This window comes from Gordonia sihwensis NBRC 108236 (assembly GCF_000333035.1).
Taxonomy (GTDB): Bacteria; Actinomycetota; Actinomycetes; order Mycobacteriales; family Mycobacteriaceae; genus Gordonia; species Gordonia sihwensis.
In genome coordinates this window covers 72431-90061 of sequence record NZ_BANU01000011.1, presented here as the reverse complement: position 1 = coordinate 90061, position 17631 = coordinate 72431, and the positions used below count along the sequence as shown (strand labels likewise).

12 protein-coding genes are annotated in these 17631 nt (G+C 68.6%); 3 read left to right on the top strand and 9 right to left on the bottom strand.

Annotated features, from left to right (window positions below; translation table 11 throughout):
• The first annotated feature begins 406 nt into the window (after positions 1-406).
• Entirely contained in the window at positions 407-1342 is a 936-nt protein-coding gene (locus GSI01S_RS08475) for an alpha/beta hydrolase (RefSeq protein ID WP_006896118.1), read from the top strand.
• A gap of 116 nt (positions 1343-1458) precedes the next feature.
• Here GSI01S_RS08475 and clpB read toward each other — a convergent pair whose 3' ends face one another.
• The 7 genes from clpB to GSI01S_RS08440 all read right to left on the bottom strand — a co-directional run bounded on the left by clpB (position 1459) and on the right by GSI01S_RS08440 (position 10894).
• Positions 1459-4011 (bottom strand): ATP-dependent chaperone ClpB, encoded by a 2553-nt coding sequence (gene clpB / locus GSI01S_RS08470; RefSeq protein ID WP_006896116.1) that lies wholly within the window; start codon positions 4009-4011, stop codon positions 1459-1461.
• A gap of 261 nt (positions 4012-4272) precedes the next feature.
• On the bottom strand, positions 4273-4983 hold the full coding sequence (locus GSI01S_RS08465; protein ID WP_006896115.1) for an MTB12 C-terminal domain-containing protein: 711 nt from the start codon (positions 4981-4983) through the stop codon (positions 4273-4275).
• A 120-nt stretch (positions 4984-5103) separates the two neighbouring features.
• A complete protein-coding gene (locus GSI01S_RS08460; protein WP_006896114.1) occupies positions 5104-5784 on the bottom strand; it encodes a response regulator in 681 nt (226 codons plus the stop codon).
• Positions 5781-7019 carry a sensor histidine kinase gene (locus GSI01S_RS08455; RefSeq protein ID WP_081598091.1) on the bottom strand — a complete coding sequence of 413 codons (1239 nt, stop codon included), beginning with the start codon at positions 7017-7019 and terminating at the stop codon, positions 5781-5783. The genes GSI01S_RS08460 and GSI01S_RS08455 overlap by 4 nt, the downstream gene beginning before the upstream one ends.
• Positions 7020-7761: 742 nt before the next feature.
• A complete protein-coding gene (locus GSI01S_RS08450) occupies positions 7762-8403 on the bottom strand; it encodes a hypothetical protein (protein ID WP_006896112.1) in 642 nt (213 codons plus the stop codon).
• 432 nt (positions 8404-8835) lie between these two features.
• Positions 8836-9516 carry a potassium channel family protein gene (locus GSI01S_RS08445; RefSeq protein ID WP_233500156.1) on the bottom strand — a complete coding sequence of 227 codons (681 nt, stop codon included), beginning with the start codon at positions 9514-9516 and terminating at the stop codon, positions 8836-8838.
• Entirely contained in the window at positions 9509-10894 is a 1386-nt protein-coding gene (locus GSI01S_RS08440) for a TrkH family potassium uptake protein (protein ID WP_006896110.1), read from the bottom strand. The genes GSI01S_RS08445 and GSI01S_RS08440 overlap by 8 nt, the downstream gene beginning before the upstream one ends.
• 106 nt (positions 10895-11000) lie before the next feature.
• On the opposite strand from GSI01S_RS08440, the gene GSI01S_RS08435 reads away from it, so the two are divergent.
• Both GSI01S_RS08435 and GSI01S_RS08430 read left to right on the top strand, forming a co-directional pair.
• The gene (locus GSI01S_RS08435; protein ID WP_006896109.1) at positions 11001-12473 is read left to right on the top strand and encodes an amidase; all 1473 of its coding nucleotides are present in this window, start codon (positions 11001-11003) and stop codon (positions 12471-12473) included.
• 29 nt (positions 12474-12502) lie between these two features.
• Positions 12503-13207 (top strand): GntR family transcriptional regulator, encoded by a 705-nt coding sequence (locus GSI01S_RS08430; protein ID WP_039867311.1) that lies wholly within the window; start codon positions 12503-12505, stop codon positions 13205-13207.
• 5 nt (positions 13208-13212) lie between these two features.
• Here the strand turns inward: GSI01S_RS08430 and GSI01S_RS08425 are convergent, their stop codons facing one another.
• Both GSI01S_RS08425 and GSI01S_RS08420 read right to left on the bottom strand, forming a co-directional pair.
• Entirely contained in the window at positions 13213-14685 is a 1473-nt protein-coding gene (locus tag GSI01S_RS08425) for an NAD-dependent succinate-semialdehyde dehydrogenase (protein WP_006896107.1), read from the bottom strand.
• 24 nt (positions 14686-14709) lie between these two features.
• Entirely contained in the window at positions 14710-17631 is a 2922-nt protein-coding gene (locus GSI01S_RS08420) for an FAD-binding and (Fe-S)-binding domain-containing protein (RefSeq protein WP_006896106.1), read from the bottom strand.

Below are 17631 nucleotides of genomic sequence, written 5' to 3'. Positions count from 1 at the left end.
TTCCCCCTTTCGCACGGCCTCCCTCGCCGCGATCGATTCGCAACGCACTGCATCACGCAACAAGCACGCCAGGGTCGCTCAACAGTCATCCCGAGCCGGGTGCCGGTCCGACGAATCCGGACCGGCACCCGACCCCATCTGCACTTTCGATTCTCAAAAAACTCGAAGCATCCCCCGAAGAGACCTTCACGCTCGATCTGTGATCTATGCTACATTCGACTTCTAGATAGCACAAGTGTTCGACTCATCGAGTGGTATCTCATCCACGACTCGTACCCAGGAAGGATTATTCCTAGGCAACTACCGGGCCTGGGCCACGTCAACAGAGGTGGGAAGACTGGATGCAGCGGCCGACAGAGACATACCCATCACATGATCGGCCGAGAGTCGACAGAGAGGCGAGCACGTGTCCAACGACATCAAGCACATCAAGTTCCAGAACCCGGACATGTTCTGGGAGATCGCGGCGGACCTCTACTTTCCGCCGTCGTTCGACGAATCCAAGAAGTACCCGACCGTCATCAGCGCGCATCCGATCGGCAGCTGCAAGGAGCAGACCGCGGGCAACATCTACGCCACGCGCCTGGCCGACGAGGGCTATGTGGTCATCGCCTTCGACGCCAGTTTTCAGGGTGAGAGCGGCGGCACCCCACGGCTGATCGAGGATCCGACCCAGCGTGTGGAGGACTTCCGCCGGGTGGTCGACTACCTCACGACGCTCCCCTACGTCGACACCGACCGAATCGGCGCGCTGGGTGTGTGCGGCGGCGGCGGATACGTGCTCGCTTCGGCGCAGAGTGAGAAGCGGATCAAGACAGTCGTCTCGATCACCGGCGTGAACTACGGTCGCATGGTCCGCGAGAACGCGGCGGCAGCCGGCGGCCCGGTGGCCGCGCTCAAACAGATCGCCGAGCAGCGCACCGCCGAGGCCGCGGGAGCCGAGGGCGCGATCAGCGCTGCTCTGCCGCCATCGGCCGAGGCCGCGCAGCAGATCGGCGACATCGACGTCGTCGAGGCCTACGACTACTACTGCACCCCGCGCGGACAGTCCGCGAACGGCAAGGCGATCTTCGACGTCGCACACGGCGCGTCAGCCATGGTGTGGGACGCCTTCGCCTTCGCCGAGACGCTGCTGACCCAGCCGGTCATGGTCGTCGTCGGCGACAAGCCCGGAGCATTCGGCGCCTACCGCGACGGATTCGAGATCAACCGCCGCGCGGCGTCCGAGGTCAAGGAACTGGTGGTGCTCCCCGGCGTCTCGCACTACGACCTGTACGACCAGCCGCGGGGTGCGGGTGCGGCATTGGAGAAGGTCATTCCCTTCCTGGCCGCGAACCTCTGATCCATCCCACACGACGGAGGTCCCGCACTCGAAACCCGAGTGCGGGACCTCTGTGCGATTCCATCGGTACCGCTCAACCGGCGGAACTCAACCGATGAGATTCAACGAGGCTCGGCTCAGCCGACCACGAGGGTCTCACCGTCGCCGCTGACGTCCACCGGGACGGTGTCGCCGTCGCGTACCCTGCCGGCCAGCAACGCCTTCGCGAGCTGGTCGCCGATGGCCTGCTGCACCAGGCGACGCAGCGGACGCGCACCGTAGAGCGGATCGAATCCGCGTTCGGCCAGCCATTCCTTGGCCTTCGGCGTCACCTCCAGTTCGAGACGACGCTGGTGCAGACGCTTGGCCAGGTTGTCGAGCTGGATGTCGACGATCCGGACCAACTGCTCGGGCGAGAGAGAGTCGAAGATGACCACATCGTCGAGCCTGTTGATGAACTCCGGCTTGAACGCCGCGCGGACGGCCGCCATCACCTGATCCTTGTCACCGCCGGCGCCCAGGTTGGACGTCAGGATGAGGATGGTGTTGCGGAAGTCCACCGTGCGTCCCTGACCGTCGGTCAACCGCCCCTCGTCGAGCACCTGCAGCAGCACGTCGAAGACGTCCGGGTGAGCCTTCTCGACCTCGTCGAACAGGACCACCGAGTACGGACGACGACGCACCGCCTCGGTCAGCTGGCCACCGGCTTCGTACCCCACGTACCCGGGAGGCGCACCGACGAGCCGCGCGACGCTGTGCTTCTCGCCGTACTCGCTCATGTCGATCCGGACGATCGCTCGTTCGTCGTCGAACATGAACTCGGCCAGGGCCTTCGCCAGCTCGGTCTTGCCGGTTCCGGTGGGACCGAGGAACAGGAACGAGCCCAGCGGACGGTTGGGATCGGCGACGCCCGCGCGAGCGCGTCGGACCGCGTCGGAGACGGCCTTGACCGCCTCGAGCTGACCGATGACTCGCTTGCCCAGCTCGTCCTCCATGCGCAGCAGCTTGGCCGTCTCACCCTCGAGCATCTTGCCCGCGGGCACGCCCGTCCACGCCGAGACCACCTCGGCGACCTGGTCGGGACCGACTTCCTCCTGCAGCATCACGTCCTCGTCGGGATCGGTGCCGCTCTTCTCGATCGCGGCCTCCAACTCCTTCTCGAGGCCGGGGATCCGGCCGTACCGGAGCTCGGCGGCCCTCCCGAGATCACCGTCGCGCTCGGCCCGCTCGGCCTCGCCGCGCAGACGCTCCAGTTCCTCCTTCACATCGCGGACGGCGTCGATGGCGGTCTTTTCCGACTGCCAACGGGCCGACAGCTCGTTGAGCTTCTCGCGGTGATCGGCCAGCTCGCGGCGCAATGCCTCGAGTCGTTCCTTGGACGCGGCGTCGGTCTCCTTCTCCAAGGCGACCTCCTCCACTTCCAGGCGCCGGACGATGCGCTCCACCTCGTCGATCTCGACCGGACGCGAGTCGATCTCCATCCGCAACCGTGACGCGGCCTCGTCGACCAGGTCGATCGCCTTGTCGGGCAGGAACCGCGACGTGATGTAGCGGTCGGAGAGCGTCGCGGCAGCCACCAGAGCCGAGTCGGTGATGCGCACGCCGTGATGCACCTCGTACCGGTCCTTGAGTCCGCGAAGGATGCCGATGGTGTCCTCCACCGACGGCTCACCGACGTACACCTGCTGGAACCGGCGTTCGAGGGCCGCGTCCTTCTCGATGTACTTGCGGTACTCCTCGAGCGTGGTGGCACCGACCAGCCGCAGCTCACCGCGGGCGAGCATCGGCTTGATCATGTTGCCCGCGTCCATCGCGGACTCACCGGTCGCGCCGGCACCGACGATGGTGTGCAACTCGTCGATGAACGTGATGATCTGTCCGTCCGACGCCTTGATCTCGTCGAGGACCGCCTTCAGCCGCTCCTCGAACTCGCCGCGGTACTTGGCGCCCGCGACCATCGAACCGAGGTCGAGCGAGATGACGGTCTTGCCGCGCAACGACTCCGGGACGTCGCCGGCCACCACGCGCTGGGCCAGACCCTCCACGATGGCAGTCTTGCCGACGCCCGGCTCGCCGATGAGCACCGGGTTGTTCTTGGTACGGCGCGAGAGCACCTGGACCACGCGGCGGATCTCGGAATCACGTCCGATCACCGGGTCGAGCTCGCCTTCGCGGGCACGCTTGGTGAGGTCGGTGGAGTACTTCTCCAGCGACTGGTACGTCGCTTCCGGGTTCTCGCTGGTGACGCGCGCTGTGCCCCGGACGGACACGAACGCGTCACGCAGCGCCTCCGGCGTGGCGCCTGCGCCGGCCAGCAGTCGTGCCGTCTCCGACTCACCGGTGGCCAGTCCGACCATCAAATGTTCGGTCGAGACGTACTCGTCGGAGAGTTCGGTGGCCAGCTTCTGCGCAGCGGTGATCGCCGCGATGGACTCGCGGCTCAGCTGCGGCTGCGCGCTCGCACTCGACACGGTCGGAGCCCGGTCGACGAGGGTCTTGGCCTCGTTCCGGATCCGCACGGGGTCGACGCCGACCGCCTTGAGCAGCGGCGATGCGATGCCGTCGGTCTGCTCGAGGAGTGCGACGAGGATGTGGGCCGGCCGCACGTCGGGGTTGCCCGCCGCGGCCGCGTCTTGGACGGCAGCCTGCAGTGCAGCCTGCGTCTTGGTGGTGGGGGTGAAGCTGTCCACTGACATTCGCCTTTCTGTTGAGCTGTCCGGTTCGGCACTGCCGAACCTAAGTCTACGAGGCTCAGGTTTGCCTCTCGAGTTGTTCAACTATCTGAAAGTTGAGTCCATTCCACTAAACCCCAGGGGTTGTCAGTGATACAGGACACAGGTCGAATGTAGCCCCACCTGCAACTGTCGTCCGACGTCGACGAGTCTTCAACGCCGCGCTTCGACGAACGTTTCGTCCGGAGCACTCATCGCGCTTCCGGCCGCGTCACACCGTCACAAGCTGCACGGCATCTGCGCGTACGCGGAGATGTCGCACACCGACTTGTCGGACAGCTTCCATGCGCCGTCCTTCCACACCCACCGCAGCGGGATATAGCGCGAGCCCGACCCCGGAAGGGTCATCTGCAGGCGGGCGTTCGCCGTGGTGCCCTTCTGCGTCAACGGGCCCACCACCTGGTACCGGAAGCCGGTGTACGAATACTGCTTCACCAGGTAGAGAACTTTCGAGATGGGACCGACCGCGCGGGAACCGCCCTCGAGGAGCTTCGCCTTCTGAGCGGACGACGAATTGCCGGACAGCGTCGTCAACTGGCCGTTGAACTCGGCGAGCGTCGGCGGAGTGGGACCGGTTCCCTGCGACTGAGCGGTCGTCGGCGCCTGCTGCCGGGTGGCGACGACGGGGGCTCCGGGTGCGAGTCCTGACTCGTCGGCCGCCGGCGCGTCTTCGGCGACCGACGCCGACGCGTCGGCCGTGGCCGCCGGGGTCTGCGTTCCGCCCTGGACCACAGGGGCCTGCTGGGTGTCACCGAGACTGACCACGGTGGCAGGCGATTGCGCAGCAGTCGTGGGAGCGGCACCGCTGAGCATCATGGCGACCACGCCGACCACGACGATCAGGGACGAGATCACGGCAGCCAGACCGGCCGCGGCGATCACCGTCGGCGAATTGACACCGGTACCCGACTGACCTGTTCTCCGACTCATTCTTCCTGCACTCCTGACCGCCCCGGGACAACCGTCTGCCCGGTTGTCCGGTCGCGCACCACCGCGCGACACAATTTAGGCAAGGCTAAACTATGCAGTCGAATGCGGCAACGCCGACCTCTACCGTTCGCGCTGCGCCGCGACGACACCGTTCTCATACGCGCAGATGACCAAGTGCACGCGGTCGCGGGCATCGAGCTTCGTGAGCAGTCGTCCGATATGAGTCTTGACAGTGGTGATCCCGAGGTGCAGGCGGTCGGCGATCTCGCCATTGGACAGTCCCGCGGCGACCAGTTCGAACACGTCCCGCTCGCGGTCGGTGAGACGGTCGAGTTCACCGCTGCGCACCGCCGGCCGCTCCGGCGAACGCCCGAACTCGGTGATGAGTCGCCTGGTGATCGACGGCGAGAGCAACGCATCACCGCGGGCGACGGTGCGAATCGCTTCCAGCATCTGCTCCGGCGGCGTGTCTTTGAGCAGGAACCCACTGGCCCCGCCGCGGAGCGCGGCGAAGACGTATTCGTCGTCGTCGAACGTGGTGACGATCAGCACTCGGGCCGCGGCGTCGTCCGCGACGATCAGACGGGTGGCCTCGATTCCGTCGATGCCGGGCATCCGGATGTCCATCACCACCACGTCGGGCGCAAGCCGGCGGGCGGCGCGGACCGCCTCGCCTCCGTCCCCGGCTTCACCGACAGCGGTCAGGTCGGACGCCGAGTCGATCAGCAGCCGGAATCCGGCGCGCACGAGCTGTTCGTCGTCCACCACCAGCACGGTGGTCGTGTCCGCGGGATCGTTCACGGCGCGCCCGCCGCGTCCGTCACCCGCACGGGCAGTCGTGCCCGGACAGTGAATCCACCGTCCGGATCTGGACCGGCGACGACGTCCCCGCCGAGGAGTTCGACGCGCTCACCGATTCCGGCGAGGCCGAGCCCGGCGCCGACCGGATCGGCCGGCGCCCCGTGTCCGCCGTCGTCGGACACGGTCAGCAACAGGTGGTCCGGACGGTGGGTGAGCCGGACGGTCACCGCGGCGCCCGGAGCATGCTTGACGACGTTCGTGACGGCCTCCTGAACGATTCGGTATCCGGAGAGTTCCACCGCGGGCGGATACGACCTCGGCGGTCCGTCCTCGACGACTCTCACCGAGACCACCCCATCGTCGCTGATCTGCGCCGCGAGCGCGGTGAGGTCGGCCAACCCGGGGGCCGCAGCCGCGTCGCCCGGCGCAGTTTTGCGGATCTCACGCAACAGTCCGCGGAGATCGGACAGGGCCGAGCGGCCCGCAGTCTCGATGGTCGCGAGTGCGCGGCGTGCCTCCTCGGGCTGCTCGTCGAAGACCACTCGGCCGATCCCGGCACGGACGACGATCATGCTCAGCCCGTGCGAGACGACATCGTGGACCTCGCGCGAGAGGCGGAGATGGTCCTCGGCTCGCAATCGACGCTGCCGCTCCAGCGCCGACAGCCGTTCCTGTTCCCGCACCCGAGCCTGGAACTTCCGTCGGCTCCGCGTCGCGTCGCCGATGATCCAGGCCGGGACAGCGAGAAGCAGGTGAACCGCGTCCTGCTCGATCTCGGGGTGCAGCGAGAAGGCGACCGCTCCGCCGAGCGAGACGGCCAGCACCGCGCCCGCAGTGACCACCGCCGACACCCGACGCGCGCAGCGGTCCGCAACCGTGTAGACGGCGATAGGGAACACAAGCCCGGCATCGGATACGAACGGGGTGAACTGCACGCGTAACAGCATCGCGGCCACCGACACCGCGGTGATCACGCACAGAACCGCGACGGGGCGTCGCCGACGAAGTATCAGCGGAGCCGCGGCCAGCGCCCCGAACGCGGCTTGCGCGGCCGGAGACCCGTGACGGTCGACCACCCCGAGCAGCAGTGGCCCGGTGAACAGCGCGAAGCACGTGATTGCGATCGTCAGATCCACCAGCATCGCGAATCCGCCGGCGCCCAACCGGTTCTCGATTCGAACGTGCCACGGCGGTCGCGCCGACGGCACTGTCGACGGATGCACGGGATCTGCCATGTCTCTCAATCTAGAAGGGATGAGGCTCCGGCCGCGTCATTCCGGAGTCCTCGCCTGACGTCCTCCCCCGGTACCACCCCGGCTAGCGGATCGACTCGGAGTACCGCCGAGAAACCGGCTCGTAAGCCGACGACAGCCGAGACCGCCGGCGGCACCGTTGAGTCATGAGCACTTCCACTTCACGTCCCTGCAGCAGTCGTTCCCACATCTCGTCCATCTCGTCGCTGTCGGCAGCGCTGTTCGGTTCCGCTTTCGTGGCGGGACTGATCCACGGTGCACTCCTCTACGCCGGGCGCTCGCCCGTTCACGAGCAGCATCAGGCCGGTACATCGGCGTGGTGGCAACACGCGGTACTGGCCGGACTCGCGGCCGCTCTCGCGATGGCCGTCGGCATCCATCGCCGTCGCACGGGTCGCCGCAGACCGGCGGTCCTGCTGCCTCTCGGACGACGGGCGGCTCTTCGTGTCCGACGCACGCTCAGAGCCTCAGCCGCGGGGCAGAGCCGTTGGCGCCTCGCGGCCGCCCTCCCGCCCACCGCACTGCTCGTGTTCTGCGTATACCGCGCCGGCGTCCAGGTCATCGGCGGGATCGACCCGAACTTCACGGTCAACGCCTGGGGCGGACCCGGTTACATCGGCGCGATGGCGTGCCACTACCTGGACGCAGCACTCCTGATGGCGTCCGCCGCGTTGCTGCTGGACGTGATCCTGCTGCCGGCAGACGACGGTGCGGTCCGTACCGGTCACACCGCGTCGCGTTCACGGGGCACCGCCGCGGGAACCGGGGGACGACCGGACAGGACTCCGTACATCGTCCTACCGTGCCAATCGGTGGTCGCGAAGGGCTCGGCCGCCCAACCCGCCACGAACCAGTCCCGCAATTCCGGCGAGCCGGTCCAGGCGTAAAAAGGCCTGTCGCGCTCGGCGCAGTATCGCTCGACGACCCGCATCATGTCGATGAGCGTGCGACCGCCGCGTCCCCCGGGTTCGACCGTGGTGAGGGTGCAGTTGACCGCGTCCTCGACCGGCGACCACAGCGGCGGCTGTGTCCAGAGCTCGGCCAACCTCTCGCGCAGACCCGGTGTACGTGCCGCCACCTCGACGTCCGCGGGAGTGAGCGGCGGCTCACCGTCTGGCGACAGATCGACGTCGTGCGGCTGCCAGACGAGTACTCCGACCAGCCGCCCGTCGCTGCGGGCGCCCGTGACACACCCGACTCTCAGCAACGGACGAAGGAGCAGGCGAGCGAGCCACTCCCGCTTGTCCGAATCGCCGACGTGCTCGCCCAGCAACCACTGGTAGAGCGGAATCTCCCGGATCCCGTGGGCGGCGAGCCGCACGGCCTCGGTCAGGTCGGTGTCATCAAGGGTGACGATCTCGGTCATTCATGCGGTCCCATCGCTGCGATCCGGTGCTCGACCGCACCGGGTGCCGGAAGAAAGCCGAGAGGCCGCTTCGCAATGAGCGAAGCGACCTCTCGTCGAATCGAGCTACGTCGTCTCGAACTACGGCGTCGCCGGGGTGTCTCCACCGCTGCTGCCGCCGCTGGAACCGAGAGCGTCCATGATCGGGGTCAAGAAGTCGATTTCGAGGCGAAGCGGGCCGTCTGCCATTTTCTACTCTTTTCTCTATCGGGGAGGTCGTCCGATCAGTTGTCAACCGAACGCGTTAATCACGTTGCGCCCTCGTGTCAGATCCATCACAGAATGACGGGTTTTCGTTACAAAACCGTTATCTGGACAGTTGTCGGCGTTCGCCGTGAATACCCGGCCCGACCAGGAGTTATGGGAGAAATCGGCGAATTTCGAGCTCTGGGCTCACTTGTTGTCCGCGAACCGCTCCACGGCCCGCCTCGGACCCGCGACGATCAACACATCGTCCTCATGAACCACGGTGTCGACGCCGGCGAACTCGAACGCGCCGTCACCCTTCTTGATCGCGACGATGGTGACGCCGTAGGTGCTCCGCACTCGGCTCGACTTGAGATCGAGACCGACGAGGTCGTGCGGTACCGACGACTTCCCCATCGCGAACTCGTGGTCGAACTCCGCGTAGTCGAGCAGCCGCCGATCGATGACGAGATGCGCCACTCGCTCGCCCATCTCGTGCTCCGGCAGCACGACGTGATGGGCGCCGACGCGAGTGAGGATGCTCCCGTGCTGACGCGACAAGGCCTTCGCCCAGATGTCGGGAACCTCCAGATCGGCGAGCACCGACGTGGTCAGCACACTGGCCTCGAGGTCGGCCCCGATGCAGACGATCACGTGATCGAACGTCTCGACGCCCAACTGGCGCAGCGCCTGTGGATCCGTCGAATCGATCACCGCGGCGTTCGGCAGGTCGTCGGAGTATCGCTGCACGAGGGCCGGATCGCTGTCCATCGCGAGCACCTCGACGCCCTGATTCACGAGCTCGATCGCCAGCGACGCCCCGAATCGGCCGAGACCGATGACGGCCACACGCCGCTCGTCGTCGCGAGTCCTTCTGAACCTAGCCAACGATCGGGCGCTCCTCGGGTCGTTCGAATCTGCGGGCCTTCTCCCGCAGCGCGAGAGCCGATCCCAGCGTAATCGGACCGAGGCGGCCGAGCAGCATCAACCCGACCAGAAACAATTGCGCCGCGCCGGGAAGATCCGGCGTGATCCCCGTCGACAGTCCGACGGTGGCGAACGCCGACACCGTCTCGATCAGCACCGTATCGAGGGTGTAGTCGGTGAGGTACATCAGCGCGAGCGTGGCGGCGACGACCGCGCCGACGCCGAGGAGCGCGACGGTGATCGCCTGCCGCTGGACGTCCGGCCCGATCCGCCGCCTCATCGCATGTACGCTCGGCTCACCCCGGATCTCGCTCAAGATCACGTAGCCGAGGATCGCGAAGGTGGTGACCTTGATGCCGCCCGCGGTACCCGCACTGCCGCCGCCGATGAACATCAGGACGTCGGTCACCAGCAGCGAGCTCGACTTCATCGAGCCGACGTCGACGCTGTTGAATCCGGCCGTGCGCGGCGAGACTCCGGAGAACATGCCGGCGAGCAGCTTGTCGGAGAGTCCCAGATGGCCCAGCGTGGCCGGATTGGTCCACTCCGTGGCGGTCAGCGCCACCACGCCGACCACGGCCAGCGCCGCGTAGGTGACCAGTGTCATCCGGGTGTGCAACGACAGCCGCAGCCGGGCGGCGCGGCCCACACCCCGCAGCCTCAGTCCGGCGCGGCGCATCTCGCGCGCCAGCTCGAAGAGCACGGGGAAACCGAGTCCGCCGAGAATCAGCGCCGCCGAAACGGGCACGATGATCCACGGATCGCCGACGAAGCCGACGAGGTTGTCGCTGAAGAGGGCGAACCCGGCGTTGTTGAACGCCGAGACCGCATGGAAGACGCCGAGGTAGGCGGCACGCCCCGTCGACTCGCCGTAGCCGGTCGCGAACCGGACCGCGAGAATCGCCGCGACCACGGCCTCGATCACCACCGTGGTGCCGATCACCCCGAGAATCACCCGCCGGCCGTCGCCGAACACCGTGGACTTCGATTCCCGCTGCGCCGCCATCTGTGTCTGCAGCCGCACCCTCCGTGCGATGAGCAGACCGAAGATCGTCGCCAGCGACATCACCCCGAGTCCGCCCACCTGAATCAACACCAGGATGACCACCTGGCCGAAGCCCGACCAGTGCTCGGCGGTGTCGACGACCGAGAGCCCGGTGACACAGGTCGCCGACGTCGCGGTGAACAACGCCGCCACCAGGCCCGTGCCCCGTCCGTCGGCCGACGACGTCGGAAGCGTCAGCAGCACGGTTCCGGCGACGATGACGAGAACGAAGCCGATCAGGATCAGACGTGCAGGTCGTAGCGCCGGGCGTCGCCGGCCCGCGGCGGGCAGCATTTTCAGAAGACTACCCCGCACAGGCCGGAGACCCTTGACGAACCGACTCGCCTGCGTAGGATTGTCGACAATCAACAGACCGCGATCGAGAGAGACGGTCGATGTCATGAGCACACCGCACGCGAGCACCTGCACACTCACCGCATTGGAGCTGACCGAGGCCTATCGCGCCGGCACCCTCTCGCCGGTGGAGGCGACCGAAGAAGCTCTTGCCGCAATCACTCGCCTCGACCCCGTGCTGAACGCCTTCTGCCTGGTGGATCCCGAGGGAGCCCGTGCCGCGGCGCGCGCCGCCGAGCAACGCTACCGGCACGGCGATCCGCTCGGCCCGCTCGACGGCGTACCCGTGACGATCAAGGACATCTTCCTCACCGCGGACCACCCGACGCTCCGCGGCTCGCGACTGCTGGCAGACGGGCAGGCGGCCGCCCCTCCGACCGACGACGCCCCCGCTGTGGCCGCGACGCGCGATGCCGGCTGCGTGGTCCTCGGCAAGACCACCACACCCGAGTTCGCGTGGAAAGCGGTGACCGATTCTCCGCTGACCGGGATAACGCGGAACCCCTACGACCCGGCACTGACTCCCGGTGGATCCAGCGGCGGGTCGGCGGCCGCCGTCGCCGCCGGACTCGGCCCGCTGTCGGTCGGCACCGACGGCGGCGGGTCGGTCCGGATCCCCGCCTCCTTCACTGGAACGGTCGCGCTGAAACCCACCTACGGCGTGGTGCCGATGTACCCGTCCAGCCCGTTCGGGACCCTCGCGCACGCCGGTCCGATGACCCGAACTGTCACGGACGCCGCCGCGTATATGGATGTGCTGGTCCGGCCGGACTACCGCGACTGGTCCGCGGTGCCGGCACAGGCGACGGCCCCCGAGCCCGGGGGATTTCTCGCGGCCGTGCTCGAGGGCACCCGCGCCGACCGCCCGCTTTCCGGCCTGCGGATCGCGTACAGCCGCGACCTCGGCTTCGGCACCAACCATCGAGACGTCGAGCGAGAGGTGAGCGCCGCGGCACGGACGCTCGAGAGCCTCGGCGCGCGGGTCGAGGAAGTGACGCTGGAACTCGCCGACCCGGCCGATGCCTTCCACGTCCTCTGGTTCGCCGGAGCCGCGGCCGTTCTGAAGCCGTTCGGCGACGATGTGTCCGACCGGATCGACCCCTCCCTTCGCGCGGCCCTGCACCGGCATTCGGAGTTCACCGCGCAGCACTACCTCGACGCCGTCGCCGTGCGGATGGCGCTCGGCGTTCAACTCGGCGCACTGCACACGGACTACGACCTGCTGCTGACTCCCACCACCCCCGTGCCGGCATTCCCGGTCGGGAGCGACGTCCCTCCGGGATGGCCCGACGACGACTGGACCTCGTGGACGCCGTACACCTACCTTTTCAATATGACTCAGCAACCCGCACTGTCGGTGCCGTGCGGCGTCACCGACAGCGGCCTTCCGGTCGGCGCTCAGCTCATCGGACCGCGCTTCGCCGATCTGCTGGTGATGCGGGCGGGAGCCGCGTTGCAGGCGGCAGTCGCCGACCGCGTACCGCGACCGCGGATCCACGCATGCTCCGAAGAAGCGTGAAGACGGGAAGCGGGATGACGGGAAGCGTGATGACAGCGAGCGACCGTCCGGCGAGTTCGTTGGAACCCGTCGTCCAGGAATCGACCCCCGCGATCATCGCCCGCGCCCTGCGCCGGGCGATCTCCGCCGGAGAGTTCCCGCCCGGATCCCAACTCGGCGAAGCCACCCTGGCGAAGCAGCTCGGAGTCAGCCGGGGACCGTTGCGCGAGGCGATGCAGCGGCTCACCCAGGAGGGACTCCTGATCTCGCGCCGCAATCGGGGCCTGTTCGTTCCCGAACTGACCGCCGACGCCGTCGCCGACATGTACCTGCTGCGTACGACGATCGAACGCGCCGCGGTGGAGCGGATCCTCGCGGCCGGAACGGGGCCGTCATGCGCCGACCGTCTCGACGCCGTGGTCGCGCGGATGTCGGCGGCTGCGACGAGACGCGACTCCCCTGCGATGATGGCCGCCGACCTGGAGTTCCACCGCACCATCGTGGAGTCCGCCGAGAGCGACCGGCTCTCGCGGGTGCACGAGACGGTGATCGTCGAGACGAGCATGTGTCTTCGGGCCATGGCGCCGACATACGCTCCTGGCTCGGACCGGGTGTCGGAGCACCGCGAGATCGCCGACGCCGTTCGCGCCGGCGACCGGACTCGTGCGGTCGCCGTCCTGGAAGCGCACATGAGCGACGGGCTGGCCCGGTTGACCGGCGGCACAGCCGAACCGGCCGCCGGCCACCTGCCGTAGCGGGCCTAGGTCGCGTTCCGCACCGGCATCGCCACGTACTTGGTCTCCAAGAACTCGTCGATGCCGGAGAATCCGCCCTCCCGGCCGAGACCCGATTGCTTCACGCCGCCGAACGGTGCCGCGGGATTCGAGACCAGCCCGGTGTTGAATCCCACCATCCCGGTCTCCAGTCGCTCGGCGATGGAGAAGCCGCGATCCGCGGACTCGGTCATCACATAGGAGACGAGACCGAACTCCGTGTTGTTCGCGAGTTCGACGGCCTCGTCGTCGGAGTCGAACGGCACCAACGCGGCCACCGGCCCGAAGATCTCCGTGCGCACCATCTCGGCGTCGGACGCGACGCCGGTCAGGACCGTCGGCGGGTAGAACCATCCGCGCCCCTCGGGCCGCTCGCCGCCGCACAGTACCTCCGCACCGCGGGAGACGGCGTCGCGCACCAGATCGTCGACCTTGTCGACGGCGGCGCGGTTCACCAACGGACCCACATCGGTGCCGTCGACCGCCCCGTCTCCGACGGTCAGCTCCGACATCCGGGTAGTCAGCCGCCCGGCGAAGTCTCCGATCACCGAACGGTGCACCAGGATCCGGTTGGCGGCCGTGCACGCCTCGCCCATGTTCCGCATCTTGGCCGCGAGGACTGCCTCGATCGCGACATCGAGATCGGCGTCCTCGCAGACGATGAACGGGGCATTGCCGCCCAGTTCCATCGACGTCCGCAGCACTCCGCGGGCGCATTGTTCGAGCAGCGACTTGCCGACGTCGGTGGAGCCGGTGAACGACAGCTTGCGCGCCTTGCCCGAATCGATCCACGGCTCGACGACCGAGCCGGCCGACGAGGTGCAGACCACCGAGAGGACTCCGTCGGGCAGCCCCGCCTCGCGCAGCAGATCGGTGACGTACAGGGAGGTCAGCGGGGTGAGGCTGGCCGGCTTGTAGACCATCGTGCAACCGGCGGCGATGGCCGGCCCGATCTTTCGCGCGACCATCGCGAGCGGAAAGTTCCACGGCGTGATCAGGATGCACGGTCCCACCGGTTCCTGGGTGACGATGATCCGCGACTTGCCGTCGGGACTGCGCCGCGCATCGCCGCGGATCCGCACGGCCTCCTCGGCGAACCAGCGGAAGAATTCGGCGCCGTACGCCACCTCGCCGCGGGACTCGGCCAGCGGTTTGCCCATCTCCGCGGTCATCACCGCCGCGACCTCGTCAGCCCGTTCGGTGAGGAGTTCGTACGCTCTCCGCAGGATCTCCGACCGCTCGCGCGCGGGGGTCGCCGCCCACTCGCGCTGGTGTGCCGCCGCCGAGTCGATCGCCGCGACCGCATCGCTCTCGCCACCGTCGGCGAGCGTCGCCAGCACCTCTCCGGTGGCCGGGTTCTCGACGTCGAACGTGCTGCCGGAAGACGCCTGGCGCCAGCGTCCGTCGATGTGGATGCCGGTGCCTAGACCGGCGATGATGTCGGCGACGGAACGGGTCATGACATACCTCCTGTGATGATTGAGCTATCGGGGTCCTCCCCCGCCGGCCGCGGGGTCGGCGGAGTGCGATTCGAGTGGGTCCGGGTCGAGCAGTTCCAGCAGATGCCGTCCTCGCCGGTCGGCGCCCGTGGCTCCGCCGGCGGCCGGATCGGTGACGGCGAGGCGACGGATCGCGGTGGCGCACGAGAAGCCGTCGGTGAGCACCGGAGTGTCGGGATGACGCCGCAGTGCGGGCGCCAGCGATTGCTCGGCCACCGCGTCCGACACCTCCTCATGACCGGCGGTGAAACCGAAATCGCCTGCCACACCGCAACACCCGGTCGCCTCGACGATGCTGCCGACGCCGAGTGCGGTGAGCGTCGCACGCTGGACCCGGTTTCCGAAGGTCGCGTATTCGTGGCAGTGAGTCTGAAGCACCACCGCCTCAGGTGGTCCGTCCGGCCACTGTGGCGCACGCCCTTGCTCTGCGAGGCGCCCCAGGTGCACCGCCACCGATCGTACGCGCGCCGCCACGCGGCGTGCCCGCTCCGCATCGGCCGCACCCACCGACTCCTCCGAGAGCAGTCGCGGCAGATCCTCGCGCAGTGCCGCGGCGCAGCTCGGCTCCACGACGACGATCGGCGCCTCCGGGTCGAGGGCGTCGAGATGCCGGGCCGTGCGCCGCAACGTCCTGCGGGCGGCGTCGAGCCGACCGGTGGTGATCTGAGTGAGCCCGCAGCAGTGGTGCTCGCTGCAGGCGACCGCGGCGTGGACGCCGCCGAGCACCCGGACAGCCGCACCGGCCACCTCCGGACGCAGCCCCCGGGTGAACGAGTCGAGGAACAGCACCACCTCGGCCGGTCCGGGCGCGCCGACACTGTCCGGAGCGCGTCCGAGTTCGGCGCGCAGCCGCGCTGCGGACGCGAACTGCGGCAGCACCCGGCCCTGCGCCAGACCGCCCAGCCGCGCACCGGCGCGGCCGGCCCGCGAGGCCAGCAGCCGGTTCAGCGGTCCGGCGGCGTACGGGGTGAACCGCAGCCACGTGGGCAGCAGACCGAGCGTGTAGTGCGCCCGCGGCCGCAGCCGTCGGGCATATCTGCGGTGCAGCGCCTCGGACTTCATCGCCGCCATGTCCACACCCGTCGGGCAGTCGGACGAGCACGCCTTGCACGCCAGACACAACTCCAACGATTCGGCGACCATCGGTGAGTCCCAGTCCGCGGCGGCACCGCCCCGGACCAGTTCCTGCAGCACCCTCGCGCGGCCGCGCGTGGAGTCCTTCTCGTCGCCGGTGGCCCGGTAGGACGGACACATCACTCCGCCCGAGTGAGTCCGGCACCGTCCGATGCCGATGCACGACTGGGCGGGATGCGGGTCGACGTCGGCCAGCGCGAGGTCGGCGTCGATCGGCCGGGTGGCCCGGAGTCCGCCCGGCGCGAGCAGGCCCCGAGGGTCCCAGATCGACGCAAAGCGGTCGAAGGCCGTCAGCATCTCGTCGGAGTACATGATCGGCAGCAGCTCCGACCGCGCGCGTCCGTCGCCGTGCTCCCCGGAGAGCGAGCCCTCGTAGCGCACCACGAGGTGCGCGGCATCGGTGCAGAACTCGCGGAACACGGTGCGCCCCTGCGAGGTCCGCAGATCGAAGTCGATTCGGATGTGCATGCAGCCGGCGCCGAAGTGGCCGTACATTACGCCGGTGAGACCGTGCCGGCCGAGCAGGTCGCGGAAGTCGGCGAGGTAGTCGGCCAGCAGGTCCGGCCGCACGGCGGCGTCCTCCCAGCCGGGCCAGGTGGAGATGGTCTCGCCCGTCGCGGGATCGGTGAGCCGCGAGCTGAGTCCGGCGCCGTCCTCGCGTACGCGCCACAGGTCGGCGCGCTCCGCGGGATCGTGCACCTGGCGGACGTCGACCGGGTGTCCGGCGGTCCGCAGCTCGTGCACCAGTTCATCGGCCGCGTCGGCACCGCGGTCGGTCTCGATGAACAGCCATGCGTGCCCGGAGGGCAGATCGGCCACCGCGTCGGCGCCGCGCCGGCGGCGCATCGTCTCCACGATCACCTCGTCGACCCCTTCGACGGCGGTGGGTCCGTGGAGCAGCAGCAACGGCACGTCGCGCGCCGCGTCGACGATGTCGGCGTATCCGGCCACGATCAGCGAGGTGGTCGCGGGCCGCGGTACCAGCGCGACCCTGGCCGAGGTGATGACGCCGCACGTTCCCTCGCTGCCGACCAGCGCACGGGCGACGTCGAAGCCCTCCTCGGGAAGCAGATGCCTGAGGTGATAGCCGGACACCTGCCGCGGAATGCGTCCCAGCTCGGTCCTGATGGCGGCGAGGTGGTCGGCGGCCAGCGCGCGCAACTCCGACTCGAGGTGTTCGGCGCGCGCCGCGGCCTGGGTGTCGGCGGGATCGGTGGCCCTGATTCCGTTGCGGGTGGCGGTGACCCGCAGTCCGTCGGCGGTGACCAGGGCGAGTTCGACGACGTGATCGGCGGTACGGCCGTAGCGCACCGAGTGGTTGCCGCAGGCGTCGTTGCCGACAGCCCCGCCGAGGCAGGCACGGGTCTGGCTCGACGGGTCCGGGGCGAAGGTCAGGCGATCGCCGGTGGACGCGTGCACCGCTGCCCGCAGCGCGGTGAGCACCACCCCGGCCTGTGCCGTGGCCGTACCCGCTTCCTCGTCCACGCGGAGCACCCGGTTCATTTGGCGCGAGAGATCGATGACCAGTCCGTCACCGATCGAGTTGCCCGACATCGAGGTGCCGCCTCCGCGGGCGGTCACCGGCACTCCGAGACGGTGACAGACGGTGAGCGCCGCGGACACCTCTCCCTCCGACCGGGGGAAGAGCACCGCCGCGGGCACCACGCGGTAGTTGGAGGCGTCGTAGGAGTACTCGGCGAGACGCCGCGGAGAGGACTCCGGGGCCAGTCCTTCCGCGCGGAGTGCATCGATCAGCGCGGCGGGGACTGTCAT